At 42.3% G+C, this 19,596-nt stretch carries 16 protein-coding genes; 7 read left to right on the top strand and 9 right to left on the bottom strand.

Annotation, left to right across the window (positions count from 1 at the left end):
* Position 1: 1 nt before the first annotated feature.
* The 3 genes from CHA01nite_RS11315 to CHA01nite_RS11305 all read left to right on the top strand — a co-directional run bounded on the left by CHA01nite_RS11315 (position 2) and on the right by CHA01nite_RS11305 (position 5,695).
* On the top strand, positions 2 to 1,675 hold the full coding sequence (locus tag CHA01nite_RS11315; protein ID WP_146941532.1) for a glutamine--tRNA ligase/YqeY domain fusion protein: 1,674 nt from the start codon (positions 2 to 4) through the stop codon (positions 1,673 to 1,675).
* A gap of 199 nt (positions 1,676 to 1,874) precedes the next feature.
* On the top strand, positions 1,875 to 3,089 hold the full coding sequence (locus CHA01nite_RS11310; protein WP_373869026.1) for an MFS transporter: 1,215 nt from the start codon (positions 1,875 to 1,877) through the stop codon (positions 3,087 to 3,089).
* A 575-nt stretch (positions 3,090 to 3,664) separates the two neighbouring features.
* A complete protein-coding gene (locus CHA01nite_RS11305) occupies positions 3,665 to 5,695 on the top strand; it encodes a TonB-dependent receptor (protein WP_146941530.1) in 2,031 nt (676 codons plus the stop codon).
* Positions 5,696 to 6,386: 691 nt separating this feature from the next.
* Here CHA01nite_RS11305 and CHA01nite_RS11300 read toward each other — a convergent pair.
* Both CHA01nite_RS11300 and CHA01nite_RS11295 read right to left on the bottom strand, forming a co-directional pair.
* Positions 6,387 to 7,385, bottom strand: coding sequence for a S41 family peptidase (locus tag CHA01nite_RS11300; RefSeq protein ID WP_146941528.1), 999 nt, complete (start codon positions 7,383 to 7,385; stop codon positions 6,387 to 6,389).
* A gap of 73 nt (positions 7,386 to 7,458) precedes the next feature.
* Positions 7,459 to 8,424, bottom strand: a complete 966-nt coding sequence (locus CHA01nite_RS11295) for a YpdA family putative bacillithiol disulfide reductase (RefSeq protein ID WP_146941526.1) — start codon at positions 8,422 to 8,424, stop codon at positions 7,459 to 7,461.
* Positions 8,425 to 8,581: 157 nt separating this feature from the next.
* Here CHA01nite_RS11295 and CHA01nite_RS11290 point away from each other — a divergent pair, with 157 nt between their 5' ends.
* A complete protein-coding gene (locus CHA01nite_RS11290; RefSeq protein WP_146941524.1) occupies positions 8,582 to 9,220 on the top strand; it encodes a hypothetical protein in 639 nt (212 codons plus the stop codon).
* Between the two features lie 608 nt (positions 9,221 to 9,828).
* Here CHA01nite_RS11290 and CHA01nite_RS11285 read toward each other — a convergent pair.
* From CHA01nite_RS11285 to CHA01nite_RS11255, 7 genes are all read right to left on the bottom strand, one after another.
* On the bottom strand, positions 9,829 to 11,142 hold the full coding sequence (locus CHA01nite_RS11285; protein WP_146941584.1) for a glycosyltransferase family protein: 1,314 nt from the start codon (positions 11,140 to 11,142) through the stop codon (positions 9,829 to 9,831).
* A 235-nt stretch (positions 11,143 to 11,377) separates the two neighbouring features.
* Positions 11,378 to 13,912 carry a glycosyltransferase family protein gene (locus tag CHA01nite_RS11280; RefSeq protein ID WP_146941522.1) on the bottom strand — a complete coding sequence of 845 codons (2,535 nt, stop codon included), beginning with the start codon at positions 13,910 to 13,912 and terminating at the stop codon, positions 11,378 to 11,380.
* Between the two features lie 33 nt (positions 13,913 to 13,945).
* Entirely contained in the window at positions 13,946 to 14,170 is a 225-nt protein-coding gene (locus tag CHA01nite_RS11275) for a hypothetical protein (RefSeq protein WP_174771818.1), read from the bottom strand.
* Positions 14,171 to 14,266: 96 nt separating this feature from the next.
* Positions 14,267 to 15,319, bottom strand: coding sequence for a DUF6263 family protein (locus CHA01nite_RS11270; RefSeq protein ID WP_146941518.1), 1,053 nt, complete (start codon positions 15,317 to 15,319; stop codon positions 14,267 to 14,269).
* Positions 15,320 to 15,343: 24 nt separating this feature from the next.
* Positions 15,344 to 16,102 carry a 23S rRNA (guanosine(2251)-2'-O)-methyltransferase RlmB gene (gene rlmB, locus CHA01nite_RS11265; RefSeq protein WP_146941516.1) on the bottom strand — a complete coding sequence of 253 codons (759 nt, stop codon included), beginning with the start codon at positions 16,100 to 16,102 and terminating at the stop codon, positions 15,344 to 15,346.
* Positions 16,102 to 16,437: a hypothetical protein gene (locus tag CHA01nite_RS11260; RefSeq protein ID WP_146941513.1), complete on the bottom strand. Its 336-nt coding sequence runs from the start codon at positions 16,435 to 16,437 to the stop codon at positions 16,102 to 16,104. The genes rlmB and CHA01nite_RS11260 overlap by 1 nt, the downstream gene beginning before the upstream one ends.
* 7 nt (positions 16,438 to 16,444) lie before the next feature.
* Positions 16,445 to 16,915 carry a DinB family protein gene (locus CHA01nite_RS11255; RefSeq protein ID WP_146941511.1) on the bottom strand — a complete coding sequence of 157 codons (471 nt, stop codon included), beginning with the start codon at positions 16,913 to 16,915 and terminating at the stop codon, positions 16,445 to 16,447.
* A gap of 252 nt (positions 16,916 to 17,167) precedes the next feature.
* Here CHA01nite_RS11255 and CHA01nite_RS11250 point away from each other — a divergent pair, with 252 nt between their 5' ends.
* The 3 genes from CHA01nite_RS11250 (at position 17,168) to CHA01nite_RS11240 (ending at position 19,581) form a co-directional block, all read left to right on the top strand.
* Complete coding sequence (locus CHA01nite_RS11250) at positions 17,168 to 18,172, top strand: AAA family ATPase (RefSeq protein ID WP_146941509.1); 1,005 nt, start codon at positions 17,168 to 17,170, stop codon at positions 18,170 to 18,172.
* Positions 18,172 to 18,630 (top strand): GNAT family N-acetyltransferase, encoded by a 459-nt coding sequence (locus tag CHA01nite_RS11245; RefSeq protein ID WP_146941507.1) that lies wholly within the window; start codon positions 18,172 to 18,174, stop codon positions 18,628 to 18,630. Before CHA01nite_RS11250 ends, CHA01nite_RS11245 begins: the two co-directional genes overlap by 1 nt.
* 87 nt (positions 18,631 to 18,717) lie before the next feature.
* Positions 18,718 to 19,581 (top strand): DUF58 domain-containing protein, encoded by an 864-nt coding sequence (locus CHA01nite_RS11240; RefSeq protein WP_146941505.1) that lies wholly within the window; start codon positions 18,718 to 18,720, stop codon positions 19,579 to 19,581.
* The last annotated feature ends 15 nt before the right edge of the window (positions 19,582 to 19,596 follow it).

The raw sequence follows: 19,596 nt of genomic DNA, 5'->3' as shown, positions 1-19,596 counted from the left end.
AATGGAAGAAGAAAAAAAATCACTCAATTTTATTGAGCAAATTATCGAAGATGATTTGGCAAACGGCCTGAAAAGAGATCAGATCCGTTTCCGTTTTCCGCCTGAACCAAACGGTTATCTGCATGTAGGTCATACCAAAGCGATCTGCATCAACTTCGGTTTGGGTGAGAAATACAATGCTCCCGTAAACCTTCGTTTCGACGATACGAATCCTGAGAAAGAAGAACAGGAATTCGTGGATTCTATTATGAAAGACGTTGAATGGTTAGGTTTCAAATGGGATAAGGTATTGTACGCCTCCGATTACTTCCAGCAGCTTTACGATTGGGCGGTCCAGCTTATTAAAGAAGAAAAAGCTTATGTAGATGAGCAGCCTTCCGAAATGATTACCGAACAGAGAAAAAATCCTACAGAACCGGGAGTGGAATCCCCATACCGAAACCGTCCCGTTGAAGAATCCCTTGATCTGTTTGAGAGAATGAAGAACGGTGAATTTGAGGAGGGGGCAATGTCTCTTCGCGCTAAGATCGATATGACGTCACCGAACATGAACATGCGTGACCCGGTGATGTACCGAATTCTTAAAAGACCGCACCACAGAACCGGAACCGAATGGAAAATTTACCCGATGTACGACTGGGCACACGGGGAATCCGATTATATCGAACAGATTTCGCATTCGCTGTGTTCCCTGGAGTTTGAAAACCACCGGCCGTTGTACAACTGGTACCTGGATCAGGTCTATGAAGAAGGAAAGGTAAAAAACAAACAGCGGGAATTCGCAAGGATGAACGTTTCTTACATGATCACATCCAAACGAAAGCTGCAGAGGTTGATTGCTGAAAAAGCAGTGAACGGTTGGGATGATCCGAGAATGCCTACCATTTCCGGGATGAGAAGGAAAGGGTTTACCCCGGCTGCCATCAGGAATTTTATTGAAAAGGTAGGAGTTGCCAAAAGGGAAAACCTGATTGAGCTTCAGCTACTGGAATTCTGTGTCCGCGAAGACCTGAATAAAGTAGCGAAACGGGTGATGACGGTAGTGGATCCCGTGAAATTAATCATTGAAAACTATCCTGAAGGTCAGGAAGAATGGCTGGAAACAGAAAATAACCCGGAGCAGGAAAATGCAGGAACGCGAGAAGTTCCGTTCTCCAGGGAATTATATATTGAGCGTGAAGACTTCAAGGAAGAAGCCAATAATAAATTTTTCAGACTGAAATTGGGCGGCGAAGTGCGTCTTAAATCGGCCTATATCATTAAAGGGGAAAGGGTAGAGAAGGACGAAAACGGAAACATCACGGCCATCTATGCTACCTACGATGAAAAATCCAAATCCGGAAGCGGTACGGAGGAAAGTCTGAGAAAAGTAAAAGGAACCATTCACTGGGTATCTGCAAAACATGCAATTCCTGTGGAAATCAGAAACTATGATAAATTGTTTACCGTAGAACAGCCGGATGCTGAAAAGGATGTGGACTTCCTGAACTTCATCAATCCGGATTCCGTAACTGCCGTAAATGGATTTGCCGAGCCAGGCTTAAAAGAAGTCGCTGTTGGAGAACCGCTTCAGTTCCAGAGAATTGGTTATTTTACGAAAGATCAGGATTCCACGGATACAAATTTTGTATTCAACAGAACCGTGACCTTAAAAGACTCTTATAAGCCGGAGTAGAAATTTATTGATATCATATAAATGAAACAGGGCTTATTTTTAAGTCCTGTTTTTGTTTTTAACACCAATTCTACTAATGAATTCACAAATATCACAAATGATGATCGTGCTATTCGTGGAAAAAATGAGTGCTGTTTGTGGTTAAAGCTTCTTTACTGACGGCTTATTTTTCAATAATAAAATATAAAAAATCAAGATTGTGAAACTATTAAAAATATATATCAATTCATTCAGAGGACTGTCGTCTGAAAGCTGGATGCTTGCGCTGGTGATGCTGATCAACCGGTCGGGTTCCATGGTGCTGCCTTTCCTAGGCGTGTACATGACCGATCATTTAAAATTCGATATTAAAAGTGCCGGAATCGTGCTCAGCTTTTTCGGGATCGGCTCGGTAGTCGGTTCATGGGTTGGCGGAATGATCACGGATAAGATCGGAGAATTCAGGGTGCAGAGCATAAGTCTGTTCCTGAGTGTTCCCATGTTCTGCCTGATCCCTCTTTTTCATACCGAAGCCGGGCTGGCAACAATTATTTTTATCCAGAGTTCCATCAGTGAAGCGTTCAGGCCTGCCAATTCCGTAGCGGTCTCCAAATACGCCAAACCCGGAAACATCACCCGGGCATTTTCACTGAACCGGATGGCCGTTAACCTCGGGTTTTCCGTAGGTCCGGCACTGGGCGGGATCCTGGCTGCCATTTCGTATGACTTCCTGTTTTATTCCAATGCAGCGGGAGCTTTGCTGGCGGGATTAACCTACGTTTTCTTTTTCAGAAACCGGAGCTACAGAAACAAGGAAAAGCCGGACCGTGCCATATCCGATACGTCGGTGTCTCCTTACAAAGATTCCAGGTTTATCCTTTTTGCGGCGGCCTGCTTCTTTTTTTCCGTATGTTTTTTCCAGATACTGAATACGCTTACGATCTTCTACAAGCAGGAAGCCCGTCTTTCTGCCGAGAAAATAGGTTACATCCTGGGATTCAGCGGGGTGATTGTGGTTGTCATGGAAATGATTATGGTGCAGATTGCAGAAAGGTATCTGAAGCTCAAAACGACCATGCTGCTGGGAACGCTTTTCTGTGCGGTTTCCTTTGGGATGCTGGCAGCAGGAACTTCCTTATGGATCCTGGTGGTTTCCATCAGTATTCTGAGTCTTGGTGAAATCTGGGCGCTTCCTTTTATGGCCACCATTACGTCGCTCCGTTCGGGTACCCACAACAAAGGCGCTTATATGGGATTGCTGGGCATTGCGTTTTCACTCTCGTTTATTATTACCCCTTCGCTGGGAACCTTCGTCGCGGAACGTTTTGGGTTCACCTTTTTATGGTTAGCGACGGGAATTATTCTCGGAATGACGGCGGTTGCATTCTACTATATCGTTCCGTGGATGATCGGGAATAAAAAAGAATCGCATTAAAGAAATCGAACTAATGGGTTTGGAAGCAGGAAGCTGGATGCCGGAAGTTTTTCCTGTCGATTCAACAGCCGGCACGGGAATAAATTATCATACGGTATTTGTTGCTCTATTTTAAAGACCCCTGTTTAAAATTCAGCTTTAGTCAAAATATGATAAGTTTGGTTAAAGCCGGATTATCAGACATCATAGGGAAAATGGGCTTTCTTACCTTCGTCAAGTTCAGGATAAACTCAGGCTCAGGATGACATTGCCCATTTCTATTGAAACTTTGCCTGTTTTATTCGTTTGTAAGGATTTAGCATTATTTGATCCTGCTATGAATTCAAATTGTAAAGCATTTTACTTGAGATCAACTTAAAAGCTCTGAACCAAATATTTACTCGGAAAAGAGAAAAATGATTTGTTTGATAGCCAGTGCCTTTGATTGTAATATTGTCACAGGGAACTTCCGGCATCCAGCATCCGGCTCCCATCTCATTACCTGATTTTTACTGCGGGTTCACGTTAAATTAAAACTTTGACTTAAATATACCCTAATAATAAACGAATGTACGGTTTTTGCATAGCCTCAGGCAATGACAAAACTTTACTTTTTCCTTCCTTTGTTTTCGGTTTCCCTACTGCTGGCTCAGCAGAAAGATTCTGTAGGTCTGATTTCTGAAGTCCGTATTGACGCCTATAAAAAACCGACGGCTTTTATTTCTTCTACCAAATCTGTTTCCGTAGTCTCTCAGAACCTGCTGATCCGGAACCCACCGGAGCGGATGCTCGAATCCATTAATCAGATTGCCGGAGCACGGATGGAGGAGCGCTCACCGGGCAGCTACCGGATTTCCCTGCGCGGCAGTACTTTGAGATCGCCTTTCGGGATAAGGAACGTCAAAGTATATCTGGACGATTTTATCCTGTCTGATGCTTCGGGAAATACCTATTTTAATGTGATCTCCCCGGGACTTATCGACCGGATGGAAATTTATAAAGGGCCGGAAGGTGGTGATTACGGAGCAGCCACGGGAGGAACCGTTCTTCTGAAAACGAAAAGTTCAGATCAGATTTCAGCAGATCTTTCGGCCGGAAGCTACGGAACGTTCAATCAGAGTTTCGATTTTTCAAAACAGCTCGGGAAGCATTTTGTTGAGGTTTTTCAGAACTATTACCAAACCGATTCTTACCGGGAGCAGGCTAAAGTCCGGCGGAAGCAGGTTTTTGTTAAAGATCATTTTAAATATTCTGAAACAGGTTTGATGAAGGCTATGCTGATGTATTCTGATCTGGATTACCAGACGCCGGGCGGACTGACGCTGGAACAGATGAGTACCGACCGCAGACAGGCCAGGCCGGCTACAAAAACAGTTCCCGGAGCCAGGGAGCAGGATGCCGGAATCCGCAATAAGATGATCCTGGCCGGTCTTTCCCACGAGTTTAAAATGACCCCGGAACTTTCCCATTTTGTAATGGTCCAGGGATCCTACGTTGATTTTGAAAATCCCTTCATTACCAATTTTGAAAACCGGTTTGAAAAGAATTTTGCGCTGAGAACCCATTTCAATTATGAAAAAAACTGGAATTCCGTTTCACTGGCTTACCGTCTTGGATTTGAAGGAGGGATCAATGATATCTTAGTTAAAAATTATGATAACAACAGAGGGATCGAAGGGAACCCCCAGAATTTCGACCGGCTTAAGAATACTTCCGGATTTTACTTTTTATCCCAAAAGCTGAATATCGGCGAACGTTTTTTTACCGATATTTCCGTCAGCTTGAATTCAAATGCCTACGATTGGGAACGGCAGTATCCGCGGGATGAACATGGAAAAGTAAAATTCAGGAACCAATGGCTTCCGAATTTCGGGATTGCTTATCTTTTGGGGAAAGGTTTTTCCGTGCGGGGGAAGATAGGGAAGGGGAATTCCGCTCCGACAAATGAAGAGATCCGTTCTTCGACCCAACAGTTCAATACCGGTCTGAGGCCGGAGTTTGGCTGGAATAAAGAAGTTGGCATCAGGAAGCAGTTCGGGAATTCCCTATTTGTTGAAGGGAGCTATTTCGATTTCCGGATGAAAGACGCGATTGTAAGAAGGCAGAATGACGCCGGACAGGAATATTTTGTCAATTCGGGGGAAACGGTTCAGAAAGGCATAGAAGTTTTACTCGAATCTAAAAATTTTGATTTAAAAAATAATTTTCTGAGCCGTTTTAAATTCAGGTTTTCAGGAAGTTTCTATGATTTTAAATTTAAAAATTACCGGCAGAATGAAACTGATTTCTTAGGAAACGCTCTGACGGGAGTACCTAAAACCACCATCAACAGTCTGCTGAACTTTACTTTTTTTAGGAAACTATCGGTTGACTATTCCCATTTTTATACTTCAAAAATTCCTCTGAATGATGCCAACTCGGTATGGTCCGATGCCTTTCTGATCGGAAATATCCGGTTCGGTTTTCCGGTAGAGCTGGATAAAACGAGGCTGAATTTATTTTTTCAGATACAAAATCTATACAATGAAGACTACGTGCTGGGGTTTGACATTAATGCTTTCGGAAACCGGTATTACAATCCTGCCGCCAAAAGAAATTTTGTATTTGGGGTGAAGATTGATTTTTAAATTAACGTAAACCCGAATTGGAAACCGGATTAATGGGTATTTTAGCTTGAAAAAATCAATATCTCGGTTGCCCGGCGATATTCAAGAAATCAATTGAAATCATTGTATTAAAGTGAAGAATGAACAAAGCTTATTTGATTCAGAAAATTAAGAAGAATCACAGAAAATTTGCTGAATTAAAAATTTAAACAGGCTCTAAGTCAGCATGAACTCGACGAAGGATCTGGATTAAGAGGCTGGAAGCAGGAAGCAGGATGCCGGAAGTTTCTCTTGCCATACACAGGATCAAAAGTCTTGATTATCAAACTTAATATGTTATCGCTTTTATCAAAGAAAGGAGTTCTTTTTAAATCCTGAATAACCAGCCTTTGTTATTTTTCCGTCAGGATGCTTTAAAGTCCGGAGGGAAGGCTTAATACAGGATAGGAAAAATTCTATCTGAAGCGTGACCGTTTATCTGTTCCGGCAAGATGAGATGTAGTTAAAATCCTGACTGAATCAGCATCATTTTTATTTCTGAATTAAATAATTGACTGAATATGATGTCACTACGGTCTAAATCACGTTAAGTTAAATAGGGTCAATTCATGCTGAATTAATCTAAATTCGTGTTACTTAAATGAGGCATCAATAGAAATGGGCTTTAGCCAATTTGCCTTACGGCTGATTAAGAATCAAATGTCTTATCATTTCAAAGCTTACCATCGATATACCTGAATGCCGTATTCATGTAAGCTTCATTGGTTTTTGTTTTGTCATCAGTCTTTTCTATCCTGATGTCCGGAGCAATTCCTTCTCCGATGATATTGTATTCTTTTCCTGTACGGTCTATGATATTTCCGATGGTTAAAACAAGAAAAGATCCGTCGGAAAGCTTATATTCCTGATTTGCGGATGTTAAACCCTGCGTATTTACGCCGATCAGGTTTACATTTTTCTGTCCTGCGAATGCAGCGGTTATAAATTCAGCAGAACTGCCGGTGACTTTATTCACCAGTACGGCAACGGGTGCTTTTATTTGCGAAGGCTGTCTTTCTTTCAGCGTGAAAAACTGGGTTGCTGCAGGGCCTTCGTAAAACTTCCCGTCTTTATAGTTGAAATATTCAATATTCCCTTCAGCGTCCTTTGTGCCAACAATATTTTTACGGTCGAAAAACGGTGCGGCAGCGGCATACATGGGATAAAGCATTCCTCCATAATTGTTTCTCAGGTCTAAAATCCACCCTTTGGGCTTCTGTTTCTGCAGTTCATTTACTTTGGAATAAAAGGTATTGATGTACAGATTCCAGTCGTCTTTGTTGAAAGATCCGATATCGGGTAGACTGATATAAGCATATTTATTTTCCAGCAGCTTACCTTCAATTACCGGAAATGCCTGTCCCGTGGCCTTGTAGCCTAAGGTGTATTGCCTTACTTCCTCTGCAGGATAAAATTTGGAGTGCGAATCTTTCAGTGCCCGTAATGCTTTTCCGAGAACAGGATAGGTTTCTTTGATTGTTCTGGCTTCAGAGGCATCACTAAGCGTTATACGGGATAATTCTTCCCAGTTTATCCTTGATTTATTAACGGATTTATGCTGCATAATATCCAGCGCCTTAGAAACATACTGGCGGATACTGTCTTTCTGCGCTGAAGCCCGGGCTGAAAAAAGCATAGCGGTAAGCGATGCGGCGATTAAAAACTTGTTCATATCATATTCAATATAAAAGTGGCTTAAAGATAGCTCAAATAATAAATAAACCCATCTTTAAAACAATAGAATATCAACGTTTTGCAAGAATATTCCGGATAATCATTTCTGCATGGATCCTGGAGTTTTCGATGAACCAAAGATGCGTATCCTTTCCGCCGCAGACCACACCGGCAAGGTATAAATCCGGGACGTTGGTTTCCATGGTTTCAGGATGGTAAACAGGGTTCAGGCATTCGCCCTGCAGTTCGATACCGGAATCTTTCAGGAAATCGAAGTTGGGAAGGTAGCCCGTCATGGCCAGTACGAAATCGTTTTCAATCTCACTGATTTTCCCGTCTTTATCTTTGAAAACAACGGAATGTTCTTTAATTTCCAGTAATTCGGCTCTGAAATGTGCCGTAATGCTTCCTTCTGCAATCCGGTTTTCGATATCCGGCTTTACCCAATATTTTACGCTGGGCGAGATTTCGTCATGACGGATGATCATCGTTACTTCCGCACCTTTCCGGTAGGTTTCCAGAGCGGCATCCACTGCGGAATTGCTTGAACCGACCACCACAATTTTCTGTCTGGCGTAAGGGTAAGGTTCGGTATAATAATGTTTTACTTTGGGTAAGTGTTCACCCGGAATATTCATCAGATTAGGAATGTCATAAAACCCGGTAGAAATAATAACATTCCGGGCGGCATATATTCCTTTCGTTGTTTCAATGGTGAAGATCTTATTGTCTTTGGAAACTTTTTCCACTTTCTCATACAGGTGGATGTTGAGATCCCGCTGCCGGGCAATGCCCTGATAATATTCCAGAGCTTCCTGTCTTCCCGGTTTCGGAGCGGTAGAAATAAACGGGATTCCATCGATCTCCAGCTTATCCGCTGTCGAGAAAAAACGCATGTATAAAGGATAGTTGTATAAGGAATTCACGATGGTTCCTTTTTCGATAATTAAATAGCTGAGGTTGTATTTCCGGGCTTCCAGCGCACAGTTTAATCCGATAGGTCCGCCGCCGATAATAAGAACATCTAAAATTTCCATAGAACAAAATTACAAAAAACGATAAGGCAATAAGTCTTAAATCCAGCAAAAACCGTACAACTGATGATTATCTTTTATTAAAACAGAAGAATACATGTAAATATTAAAAATGTGGCATCTGTTTTGGTGAATATTAAGGTTGAATATTGAGAAAAATATGAAAAAAGCAGTCCTCCTTTTATCTTTCTTAGCCGTGGCTTCCTGTAAAAAGAATCCGGAAAAATTTGTTAATGACAAATCAGATTCCCTTAAACCTTCACAAACAGAAAAGATGCAGGGGAGATCATTGGTCATGGCTAAGGAAACTGCGCTTAAAGCAGCCAATGAAGCCGTTCTTCAGGCATTGCACGATAAGAATTACAAAAGGTTTGCGGAATTCATCCATCCTGAAAAAGGCGTTCGTTTTTCAATGTATGCTTTTGTAAGTCCGGAGAGCGATAAACTTTTTTCAAAATCTGATTTCATTAAATACCAGCCTACAAAAACTATTTTTACCTGGGGTGCATCGGATGGTTCAGGAGATCTGTACAAATCGACGGTTACTGATTATCTGATCAAATGGGTCTATGCAAAAGATTTCGCAACCGGGCAGGTATCTATTAATGAATTCCAGGGACGGGGCAATTCCCTGAACAATTTACGGGACGTTTATCCTAAAGCAGATTTTACGGAGAATTTCGTCAAAGGTTCAGGTGAAGATACCGAAATGGACTGGGATTGCCTACGGTTGGTTTTTGAACAGCTCAACGGAAAATATTATCTGGTAGGAGTGGTCAATGACCAATGGACGATTTAAGGTCTCCCACGGATTATAGGGATTTTCACAAATGGCAGATGCTCTGTTTTAACACATCAGTCATAAAGAAAGAATTTGATGGTTTGCGTATATTTCAGAACACTTTAGATAAAAATCAAAGATTTTTAAAATGTTTACAGTTAAAAGTCTTATGGATTGTACGGATTTTGGCAAATGGCGGGTGCTCTGTTTTAACACATCAGTCACGAAGAGAGAATTTGATGGTTATACTTCCTCTAATTTGCTCTAAAATAACATGAATTCGACTGTATTCAATTCGCAGTCAAATATTTAATTAATTCAAAAGATTCTTCGTGGGATAAATCAATGATTCAGTCCTTTCAGGACTTTAAGACCATACCAATTTGATTGTTTTCAATTTATATTCAATCTCTTATTTAATCAAAATAAAATTAAGGCGGTTTTATTCAGGATTTTAGATAGAATGACAAAATGTTTTGTTTGATTATTAAGATCTTTATGATATTTTGACGGGACAGACTTCCTGCATCCTGCTTCTCTCTTCCAGGCTGCTCGCTCCAGTTCTTCTTCGAGTTCACCTTAAAATATTTTCACGGGATATGACTGATGTGTTAAATCCTGTACGGTTAAAAGAAACGGTCTAAAATTTCAGCCAGCTTTTTCGTCAGATGCCTTCTCGAAAACTGTTCAATATTTTGGATATTGGCAGTTAAATGGCCGTTTTTCCACAGCTTAAATTTTTCAAGGAGGAATGCCTTGATTTCTGCGGTATCATCATAGCTGAAGTGTTTACCGGCCCGGGTATCTTCAAGGATCCGAGCCACATCGGCCTCATCAGGCCCGAAAGAAATAATCTGTTTTCCCGTGGCCAGATATTCGAAAATCTTTCCCGGAATGATGCCTTTGGAAGAGACATTCGGAAAATTGGTAATCAGTAGAATATCGGAAACCTGCATTTCGTTTATGGCCTTATCATGCGAAAGATAGCCCAGGTTTGTAATATGGTTCTTTAAAGCTGATTGTTCAATCGAGTTTAAAATTTTATCATCGATCCTTCCTGCGAATTTTAAAGTGAAACTTTCTGCAAAATCACGATTTGTTTTCACCAGTTCATCCAGAGCTTTCCAGAGGTTTTCAGGATTTCTAAGCTGTTCCAGAACCCCGATATAACTGAGGGTGAACTTTCGTTGCTGATGATCATCTGCTGTTGATTTACTGATTTGTGAACCGGCATCGGATTCATCAAATCCGTTGGTAATGCAGAGGGCATGGGCACCGTTCTTTCTGAAGTTTTCAGCATCGGTGTAGCTGGTCGCCAGAGTTATATCCGCGTTCCTGAAGACTTCACTTTCCAGTTGGCGGTGCTTACGGTCGGAATTTTTGGTAAGCTTTAAATGTTTATAATAAGAAATTTCCGTCCAGGGATCGCGGAAATCGGCAATCCATTTCAGATCGGGAAACCTTTCTTTTAATGCCAAACCGATAAGGTGAAGGGAATGCGGCGGCCCTGAAGTCACCACAGCATCGATTTTGTTTTCCTTTAAATACTGTTCCAGGAACTTAACGGATGGTTTCACCCAGAATACCCTCGCATCAGGGATGAAGAAATTCCCGCGTACCCAGATCGAAAGCCTGGATTTCCAGCTCTGGTTGTTGCCGACATCAAACTGTCCGGCTTTGAATTTTTTATTGCTTTTGTTCAGCTTTTCAGCCAGCTGATACGGTTCCCAGATTTTTGTTTTTATAATCTCAAGACCATCCGGAATATCTTTCAGCAGGCTTTCATCCAGTAAAGGGTAGCTTGGATTTTCCGGTGTATAGATCACAGGGGTCCAGCCGTTTTCCGGCAGGTATTTGGCAAACTTCAGCCATCTCTGAACACCGGGACCTCCCGCAGGAGGCCAGTAATAGGTGATAATGAGTATTTTTTTTTGTGGAATCATTGATTGTTATTTTTACCGCAAAAGATGCAAAAGACGATCAGGGCTATTGGTTATTCAACAGTCGGCAAATGTACATTTATATTTTAGTCAGGTTGGTCAAAACACTTATTGATGAATGTTTCATGACCAAAATGATAGCTATTTTTTACATTGAAATTTACCGGAGTGCCTCAGGTCCGTTCTATATTTCTGCGTAATCATCAATACACCGCTTTTTCAGACTTTTGAATTTCTATAATTCAGCCACTTTTCTTTTGTCTGTTTTGCGGTAAAGGAAAAATATCCCCAGTCCGCTCAAAATAATGAACAACCCGAAGCAGATTAGTGAAATCCATTTTCCTTTTTCGATGACTTCCGGTTCAAAGACCATGCGTACGTGGTGGCTTCCTGCAGGAACGTGTACGGCACGCAAAAGGTAGTCGGCTTTGAGGTAAGGTACTTCTTTCTCATCAATAAACATCTTCCAGCCGTGAGGATAATAAATCTCTGAAAATACAGCCAGCTGCGGCGTTTTCGACTGAGACCTGAATTCCAGCTCGTTCGGTTGGTATTTTGTTAAATTGATAAATGCGGTGGAATCGGCCTCAACCGGTTTTCCTTCAAAATATTTCCGGTCGGAAGATGCGATAACCGCTGTTTTTTTACTGTTGATGGTACCGATGGCCTTAATTTCCTGGTTCGGGGAATCCGTAAATTTCAGATCACTCACAAACCACGCGTTTCCGTTGGCTTTTGGATTCGGCATTGCCTGTGGCTGTTCCGGTCCGCCCAAAACCAGGTATTTGGCATTCAGAAGATTCAGGATATTCGGAACTTTCACCGAGTCCATCACCTGGAAATATTCGTTGATGACATCATCGTATCTTCTCAGCTTTACCGCGTGGTATCCTCCGATAGACGGTTTAAAGTACGAAGTATTCGTCTCGCTGAAGGTTCCCAGGATATTGTTGAAAATCCGGTAATGCGTTTTGTCTTTTTCGGCAATTGTCTCCAGGGTTTTATTCACATTTACATTGGCAAGGATCGATTCCAGGTTCGGATTTCCCTGTGCCTTTTCAGCCAGAAGATCCGAGCTTTCCGTCTGGAAAGGATTTTCGGCAAAGACCTTATCTACATAGTTTTCATCATTCAGATACCGCTTGTTTACCGTCCATAAATCGAATAAACTCACAACCCCGATTATTATCAGAGCAATGTTCTGATTCAGCTTCTGTTTTAAAACCATAAATAAGGCCGCAACGGTAATCGCCACATAAAAGAACGCTTTAATAGCGTCGATCCTGAACATTTTAAATCTTTCATCTACCAGATAATCCAACAGGAAAGGAGGGAGGTAAGTCTTTTCATTTTCCGTCTGGAAACCCAAAAGGGATTTTCCGAAGAGCAGCAGGATCAGGACAAAGCCTAAGGTCCCGCCGCCCACATACAGGAGGATTCTCTGTTTATATTCCTGGGTTAATTCGTTATCCGCAAAGAACCGGTACAATCCGATAATGGCGATGAGAGGGAATAACAATTCCACGACCACCAGGATGGAAGACGGTGCCCTGAATTTGTTGTAGAAAGGAATAAAATCGATAAAGAAATCGGAAAGCGCCATGAAGTTGCTGCCCCATGCCAGGAAAACCGTAAGAATCGAAGCGCCCAGGATCCAGTAACGGTATTTTTTCCAGGCAAAGAAAAATCCTAAAAGTGCAAGGAAACATACAATCGCTCCCTGATAGGCCGGTCCCGAAGTTCCCGGCTGGTCGCCCCAATATGTAAGGCTTCCGAAGCCTTTGGAAATCCTGTCATATTCAGCCTGTGAACTTACATTCTGCTGAACCAGTTCCTGGATTTTCGCCATCATTTCCTTGCCTTCCGGTTCCTGGCTTCCGCCGCCCATCAGTCTGGGGATGAAAAGGTTCAGCGTTTCCAGCTTTCCGTAGCTCCACATCAGCATGCTTTCCTTGTCCATCCCGGAATCTCCGCCGGTATGGCTTTCGTTGGTAAGGATCTGCTTTCCGCGGACGGTTTCTTTAATATATTCGGAGTTGGCCATGATCCTCTGGGAGTTCATTCCTACGCCTATCAAACATGAAGCGGCTATAATTCCTGAAGAGATCAGGAAGTGTTTTACCGGTGTCTTTTTCTGGATCGTCCTGATGAGTTCGGACAGGAATAAAAACCCTAATGCCAGAAACAGATAATACGTCATCTGCGGATGGTTCGCCGCAATCTGAAGCCCCATGAAAAGGGTGGTAACGATGAATCCCCAAATGTACTGCTTCCGGATGTACACCAGAAGGATACCGGCTAAAAGCGGGGCAAAATACTCAATGGTATTGATTTTACCGTTGTGCCCGGCTGCAATAGCAATATAAAAATAAGTGGAAAGACTGAAAAAAGTAGCACCCAGGAGGGCATATTTCCAGTTTCTCACCACGACCATTCCCAGCAGGAAAAAGCCTGCCGCAAGTAAGAACAGGTAATTGACGGGCCGCGGGAAAAAGTTCAGCTTGGAGTCGATGTTTTTGATAATATCCCCTTCAAACCGGCTTCCCATCTGATACGTCGGCATCCCTCCGAACATGGAGTCGCTCCAGTACGTTTCCTTTCCGGCAGCGTCCCGGTAATCGAGAAGTTCTTTGGCTCCGCCGCGGTACTGCACGATGTCATGCTGGAAAAGCTGTTTTCCCGTAATAACGGGGGTGGAGTATAAAAATGCTAAAACGATAAATACAACTAATGAAATTGCAATATAAATCAGGTTTTTATTTTTCGCCATGTGGATGGTTATGATCTTTACTTGTCGGAATGGTTATTTTTTGTCCTTGTTTTCTTTTACCTCCTCATAGTCTACGGTTTCCGCATCCCAGTTGAGGCTCTGGTTATTCTTGTCAGAGTTTTGTAGATCCGGCTTGCTATTATTGTTCTGGTTATTGAACCGGTAACTGTAAAATGTCTTGAAGAATACCCTTTTAAGAATATTCCAGACGAAGAAAATAATAATGGCGCTGAGTACGAGCTCAAGAATATATTTCATAATTTTTTATGTAAGTTTTTACGTTAAAGTCCGGTTTTGCAGACCGCCGGTCAGATGGCCATACACTCAAACTCTTCAACCCCTGAAGTCCTGTATCTATTTAGCTGTCGGGTTCACCATCACGGAAGAATTGGAGACACTGGTCATCGACTGGGATTCTTTTCCTTTCGAAATACTTTCGATCTGGGTGGTCTTTACGGAAATGTTCTGGTTTTTGATCCATCCCGTATTCTGGTCAAACTTAATGGTTCCGTTCTGTGCGAGCTCGCTGCTTAAGCTGTGGGTAACATCGCCCTGGTTCTGTTTTTCCACCTTTTTAGGAATTCCTCCCGAAACGGAAATCTCGACCACACCGTTTCCTGCACTTTTCAGCGTATAATTCGAGGTTACTTTGATTCTTCCCTGGGCGTCAGCATTTTCACTGTTGGACCATTTTCCTCCGATTTTAGCTCCTTTTTTAGGAATGATCGTCAGGTTTTTGGTGAACTGATCTTTCAGCACTTTTTCATTGAAGGATTCTTTAAGGCTGGCCACTACACTTTCTTTCTGATTCTTATCTTTAATCAGTGTGCCTACGGAATTAGCCACTTTGTTGTAAACTGCATCGAATCCGGTAATGGAAATAACGTTTCCTTTCGTGTCCATTTTCATGTTCAGTTTATTTCCCGTCAGTGCCCTGTTGATGTTCCAGATCATCTTCAGATCGTCTTCTTTCGGGATCGGCAATTTGGTGTCCACCACAAGGGTTTTCCCCTGAGCAGTCTGGGAGTTTCTCTTGGCAATAAGATTCAGGGTGATGTCGTAAACATTTCCTTTGATGTCATTGACCATAAAAGACATCTCGTCCGTAGATTCGCTGGTGGCGTTGATGGTTTTCCCGTTGGGATCCGTCATGGTTTTGGTATCTCTCTGATAGGTCGTCAGCGGATAGGTTTTCCCTTTTTCCAGTTTAAAGGTTTGTGTATAGATCCCTGCAGAGTCTTTGATAGCAGGATTTTCTTCCACTTTCGCCACGGAATCGGCCGGAACTTCCACGGTGATGGTTTTTCCGGTTTTAGGATCTACTTTCGTTATTTTTGCCGTTTCTTTTTTATTGCACGAAACTAAAGCTATGGTTGAAATCAGCGCTAATGCTGCTATATTTTTCATTTGGAATTTTTTAATGTTGATTAATTAATTGGCTTTGGTGAATTTCTGCCGTACCGCTTCATATAAAATCGCTCCGCAGGCAACGGAAACATTTAAAGACTGGGTTTTTCCTTCAATAGGAAGCTTGATTTTATCGTCAGCATGGTGCAGGACTTCTTTGGATATTCCCGTTTCCTCATTTCCCATTACGACTGCGCATGGTTCTGTAAAGTTAACGTCGTAAATCAGCTTTTCGGCTTTTTCACTGGCCGCATATACGGAAATTCCGCTCTGCTGAAGGAAATCCACGACATGAGCCAGGTTCGGGGCCTTGCATATTTTCACATTATATAAAGCGCCCGCCGATGTTTTAATGGCATCCGAATTGATCGGTGCCGCTCCTTTTTCCGGAATAATCACGGCATCCACCCCCACACATTCTGCAGTTCTGCAGATCGCTCCGAAGTTCCTCACATCGGTCAATCGGTCTAAAATCAATAGGAAAGGGGTCTTTCCTTCTTCGAAAAGCTGGGGCACAATATCCTCCACTTTATGAAAAGGAACGTCCGAAATGAAGGCCACCACCCCCTGATGGTTTTTCCTGGTAAAACGGTTCAGTTTTTCAACCGGCACATAGTTGGGACGGATTTTATTTTGAGCTAAAATAGCTTTAAGTTCAGCATAAATCGGTCCCTGCAGCGCATTCTGCACAAAGACCTTGTCAATTGTTTTTCCCGCTTCAATAGCTTCAATCACCGGACGTAATCCAAAGATGAAATCGTCCTTTTTATCGTTGTTATTCATTAATGTTCTTGTATAAATTGTCTTCCGGAGTAGTATCCGTAAATAATATTTTCTTCTAAAAGTGAGGCTTTTCCTCGAAATATAATTTCATTATTTAAATCTGCCCAGACTAAAGTGAACATATTTTCTGAAATTGATTCAATAGTCAGGCGGCTTATCAATGCGCTGTTTTGTCTTTCGATCCAAGATGTCATATAGGTTCCTGCAAATCCAGATCCCGAATCGGTTCTGTTTGCACTTTCGGAAAGACAAATATTTCCATAGTTATTAAAATATTCTCCGATTAAATTACCGGCACTTGTTATTCTAAAATAAAAACTTCCTCTTACAGACATCCTATTTTTAATATTTCTCGCCTAAGATCGCTCTCTTTTGCGCCAGCGCATATCCGTAGTGCAGGCTCTCATGCATATTATTAAAGATAATCGCATCCTGGATGCTTTTCAGGTCCATTCCGAAACTGGTAGTGTAGGGCGTGTAATCTGAAAACAGGTCGCTGTCGTAATCTTTCATCAGGATTTTTGAAGTTTCCGTCAGCAGGAACTCCAGGTCTTCCACTTCCGATTTCTGGACATCCAGATTAGGCAGGGTTCCTTTCTTATAGGTTTCGATCCAGTATTTATCGATTCTGAAAGGATTTCCGCTCAGGTAATAATGGAGGAGCTGCTGGGTAGCTACTGTATGGGCAATGTTCCAGTACAGGTTGTTGTTAAAGCCGTCAGGAATCAGCAAAAGATCTTCATACGAAGTATTCTGTAAGATATCGAGAAGATTCTTCCGGACCTGCCGGTGCGCTTGAAAATGATAATTCATTTTGCAAATTTTTTAATCACCAAAAATAGTTTAATAAACTGGATATGACAATTTTTGAAAGGGGCATTGAAGTAAAATTTATATATTTTTATGAAAAACATAAATCACCTTCCTGAATTTTAAGCGATACAAGGGTTTGGAATCTCACATCCATAGCGGATTATTTAACAAACTTTAACTCAAAGATGGCACTTTTTGTGTTGATTAATGCAAGTATTTATTAGAAATTTACCAATTATTTTAAATAAGACTATGTCAGATACATATCAGGCGGATGATATTCGTCAGCTAACCGAACAGGTAAAGGAGGCGAACTTCTATTTTTCCCGTCTTCGCGAAGAAATCAACAAAGTGATCATCGGTCAAGAATATATGATCGACCGTCTTTTGATAGGACTTTTAGGGAATGGGCACGTCCTTCTGGAAGGAGTTCCGGGACTGGCAAAAACCCTGGCGATCAAAACTTTGGCGGAAGCGGTTCACGGAGAATTTTCCAGGATTCAGTTTACGCCGGATCTGCTGCCTGCGGATGTCGTGGGAACCATGATCTATAATGTAAAAGACAACGACTTCTCAATTAAAAGAGGTCCGGTATTTGCCAATTTCGTACTGGCAGATGAGATCAACCGGGCACCGGCCAAAGTGCAGTCGGCCCTGCTGGAGGTGATGCAGGAAAAACAGGTGACGATCGGTGATGAGACCATGAAGCTGCCGAAGCCTTTCCTTGTGTTGGCTACCCAGAACCCGATCGATCAGGAAGGAACTTATCTTTTACCGGAAGCACAGAGCGATCGTTTCATGCTGAAATGTACCATCGATTATCCTAAATTTGAAGATGAAAGGCTGGTGATGCGTATGGTTTCCACTTCCCATCAGCCGGCGGTAAAACCTGTGATTTCCCTGGAACATATCGTGGCGGCAAAAGAGCTGATTAACCAGATTTATCTTGACGAAAAAATTGAGAAATACATCCTCGATATGGTATTTGCCACCCGTTTTCCTGAAAATTACGGACTGGCGGAACTGAAAAACTATATCGGCTTCGGAGCTTCTCCTAGGGCATCCATTAACCTGGCGATTGCGTCCAGAGCCTATGCGTTCCTGAGAGGAAGGGCTTTTGTTATTCCGGAGGATGTGAAAGCATTGGCAAAAGATGTGCTTAGACACAGAATTGGTTTAACCTTTGAAGCGGAAGCGGAAGAAATTTCTTCGGAAGAAATCGTCAATAGAATTTTAGCGAAAATCCAGGCGCCATAATGGATGGAGTGACCATAAGGAAAGCCGTCTGTGAGGATTGCGCGCCGATGCTGGAACTGATAAAAGAACTGGCGGTCTATGAAAAGGCATTGCATGAAGTCACGTTAACGCTGGAACAGTTTACCGAAGACGGATTCGGAACGGCTCCGGTCTGGGGTGCTTTCGTGGCAGAGGCTGACGGGAATATTGTCGGGATTTCTTTGTATTACGATCGGTATTCAACCTGGAAGGGCAGAAGGCTGTATCTGGAAGATCTGGTAGTCACCGAACAGATGCGTGGAAAACAGATCGGCCGGAAGTTGTTTGAAGCCATCATGGATTATGGAAAATCAAATAACTACAGCGGCATGGTTTTCCAGGTGCTGAACTGGAATGAGCCGGCCATTGATTTCTATAAAAAATACAGTCCGAAATTTGATGATGAATGGTTCAATGTATCAATCGAATTTAAAGGTTAAGGTTCAAAGTCTGAGCGTTGGTAATGAAGATTAAATCCTACATCAATCCTGAACCCAAAACATTGAACTTGAAATTACTGAAGTGTTATGCAGATAAAAGATATTGTAAAAAAAGTAAAGCAGATTGAAATCCGTACCCGAAAGAAGACGGAGGCTACTTTAATGGGGCAATATCACAGTGCCTTTAAAGGGCAGGGTATGACTTTCTCGGAAGTGCGCCCATACCAGTTCGGTGACGAGATCCGACGAATCGACTGGAACAAGACGGCCCGTTTTCGGGAGCCTTTTGTAAAAGTGATGGAGGAGGAGCGGGAACTGACGATGATGCTGCTCGTTGATATTTCGGCATCGATGGATTACGGAACCAAAAATCAACTGAAAAGGGAATATGTGGCAGAGATTGCAGCGAGCCTTGGTTTTTCGGCAGCGGGAAACAATGATAAAGTAGGGTTGATTCTTTTTGCTGACAGAGTCTATAAGGTTATTCCTCCGCAGAAAGGAAGAAAGCATATCCTGTCTATAATCAGCATGATCCTCACGGCGGATTATGTGCCTGCCGTATCAAAAATAGATAAAGCCCTGGAATACATGATGGGAATTTTCAAAAGGAAATCACTGGTCTTCCTGTTTTCGGACTTTGAAGATGAGTATGATTCCAAAATGCTGCGGGTGGCTTCCAAAAAGCATCAGCTGCTGGGTATGAGAATTTACGACGAAAAGGATAACGAGATTCCGGATGTCGGTTATACGCTGCTGTATGATGCGGAGACCGGAAAGCAGGTCTGGGCCAATACGTCCAGCGCAAGATGGAGGTATATCTTTGCAGAAGCTCAGAAGCAGAAGCTGAGAAATCTTGAAGAAGATTTTTCCAACAGTTCCGCAAGTTTTATGAATGTGAATACAGGAGCCGATTACTCCAGGCTGCTGTATGGTTATTTTCAGAAAAAATAATTCAAAGGAATGGGT

Origin of the sequence: Chryseobacterium hagamense (genome assembly GCF_007991455.1) — a bacterium.
GTDB lineage: Bacteria > Bacteroidota > Bacteroidia > Flavobacteriales > Weeksellaceae > Chryseobacterium > Chryseobacterium hagamense.
This window is presented reverse-complemented; position numbering and strand designations above follow the sequence as displayed.

Bases quoted from the DNA above. Each gene is read 5' to 3' on its own strand.
- CHA01nite_RS11315 (WP_146941532.1), top strand. From the start codon at position 2: ATGGAAGAAGAAAAAAAATCACTCAATTTTATTGAGCAAATTATCGAA.
- CHA01nite_RS11305 (WP_146941530.1), top strand. From the start codon at position 3,665: ATGACAAAACTTTACTTTTTCCTTCCTTTGTTTTCGGTTTCCCTACTG.
- CHA01nite_RS11300 (WP_146941528.1), bottom strand. From the start codon at position 7,385: ATGAACAAGTTTTTAATCGCCGCATCGCTTACCGCTATGCTTTTTTCA.
- CHA01nite_RS11295 (WP_146941526.1), bottom strand. From the start codon at position 8,424: ATGGAAATTTTAGATGTTCTTATTATCGGCGGCGGACCTATCGGATTA.
- CHA01nite_RS11290 (WP_146941524.1), top strand. From the start codon at position 8,582: ATGAAAAAAGCAGTCCTCCTTTTATCTTTCTTAGCCGTGGCTTCCTGT.
- CHA01nite_RS11280 (WP_146941522.1), bottom strand. From the start codon at position 13,912: ATGGCGAAAAATAAAAACCTGATTTATATTGCAATTTCATTAGTTGTA.
- CHA01nite_RS11275 (WP_174771818.1), bottom strand. From the start codon at position 14,170: ATGAAATATATTCTTGAGCTCGTACTCAGCGCCATTATTATTTTCTTC.
- CHA01nite_RS11270 (WP_146941518.1), bottom strand. From the start codon at position 15,319: ATGAAAAATATAGCAGCATTAGCGCTGATTTCAACCATAGCTTTAGTT.
- rlmB (WP_146941516.1), bottom strand. From the start codon at position 16,102: ATGAATAACAACGATAAAAAGGACGATTTCATCTTTGGATTACGTCCG.
- CHA01nite_RS11260 (WP_146941513.1), bottom strand. From the start codon at position 16,437: ATGTCTGTAAGAGGAAGTTTTTATTTTAGAATAACAAGTGCCGGTAAT.
- CHA01nite_RS11255 (WP_146941511.1), bottom strand. From the start codon at position 16,915: ATGAATTATCATTTTCAAGCGCACCGGCAGGTCCGGAAGAATCTTCTC.
- CHA01nite_RS11250 (WP_146941509.1), top strand. From the start codon at position 17,168: ATGTCAGATACATATCAGGCGGATGATATTCGTCAGCTAACCGAACAG.
- CHA01nite_RS11245 (WP_146941507.1), top strand. From the start codon at position 18,172: ATGGATGGAGTGACCATAAGGAAAGCCGTCTGTGAGGATTGCGCGCCG.
- CHA01nite_RS11240 (WP_146941505.1), top strand. From the start codon at position 18,718: ATGCAGATAAAAGATATTGTAAAAAAAGTAAAGCAGATTGAAATCCGT.